Source organism: Mesorhizobium sp. M2A.F.Ca.ET.067.02.1.1 (assembly GCF_004023285.1).
GTDB lineage: Bacteria > Pseudomonadota > Alphaproteobacteria > Rhizobiales > Rhizobiaceae > Mesorhizobium.
On record NZ_RZSB01001129.1, the window covers coordinates 1 to 1,290 of the forward strand.

The 1,290-nt window shown below is 63.9% G+C and carries 1 protein-coding gene; it reads right to left on the reverse strand.

Annotated elements, in window-relative coordinates; translation table 11 throughout:
- Window positions 1-163: 163 nt before the first annotated feature.
- A partial coding sequence (groEL, locus tag EOA28_RS36085) for a chaperonin GroEL (RefSeq protein ID WP_128315858.1) occupies window positions 164-1,290 on the reverse strand: 1,127 nt, incomplete at its 5' end.

The window sequence follows — 1,290 nt, forward strand, 5'->3', positions numbered from 1 at the left end:
ATGGACTTCTTAGAAGTCCATGCCGCCACTCAAGCCCGCTTGCGGGCTTGAGCAATGTTGGTTGATGGGCGTGCTTTATGGACTTCTTAGAAGTCCATGCCGCCACTCAAGCCCGCTTGCGGGCTTGAGCAATGTTGGTTGATGGGCGTGCTTTATGGACTTCTTAGAAGTCCATGCCGCCCATGCCACCCATGCCGCCGCCGGGCATGCCGCCCGGCATACCGCCGGCAGCTTCCTTCTTCGGTGCTTCGGCGATCATGGCTTCGGTGGTGACGAGCAGGCCGGCGACCGAGGCCGCGTCCTGGAGAGCCGTGCGCACGACCTTGACCGGGTCGACGATGCCCATGGCGATCATGTCGCCATAGTCGCCGGTCTGGGCGTTGAAGCCGAAGGTCGCGCCCTTGTTCTCGAGGATCTTGCCAGCAACGATCGAAGCTTCCGCACCGGCGTTCGACGCGATCTGACGGGCCGGAGCCTGCAGCGCGCGGCGCACGATGTTGATGCCGGCGGCCTGGTCGGAGTTAACGCCGGTGGCCTTGACGTTGGCCGAGGCGCGCAGCAGGGCCACGCCGCCGCCGGCGACGATGCCTTCTTCCACGGCCGCGCGGGTCGCGTTGAGCGCGTCGTCAACGCGGTCCTTCTTTTCCTTCACTTCCACTTCGGTCGCACCGCCGACGCGGATCACGGCAACGCCGCCGGCGAGCTTCGCCAGACGTTCCTGCAGCTTCTCCTTGTCGTAGTCCGAGGTGGTCTCCTCGATCTGCTGCTTGATCTGGGCGACGCGGCCCTGGATCTCTGCCTTCTTGCCGGCGCCGTCGACGATGGTGGTGTTCTCCTTGGAGATCGACACCTTCTTGGCGCGGCCGAGCATGTTGAGGCCGACATTCTCGAGCTTGATGCCGAGGTCTTCCGAGATGACCTGGCCACCGGTCAGGATGGCGATGTCTTCCAGCATGGCCTTGCGGCGGTCACCGAAGCCCGGAGCCTTGACGGCGGCGATCTTCAGCCCGCCGCGCAGCTTGTTGACCACCAGTGTGGCCAGAGCCTCGCCCTCGACGTCTTCCGAGATGATGAGCAGGGGCTTCGAGGTCTGAACGACAGCTTCCAGGACCGGCAGCATTGCCTGCAGGTTGGAGAGCTTCTTCTCGTGCAGCAGGATGTAGGCGTCTTCCAGATCGGCGACCATCTTGTCGGCGTTGGTGACGAAGTAGGGCGAGAGATAGCCGCGGTCGAACTGCATGCCTTCGACGACTTCCAGCTCGGTCTCGGCGGTCTTGGCTTCCTCGACGG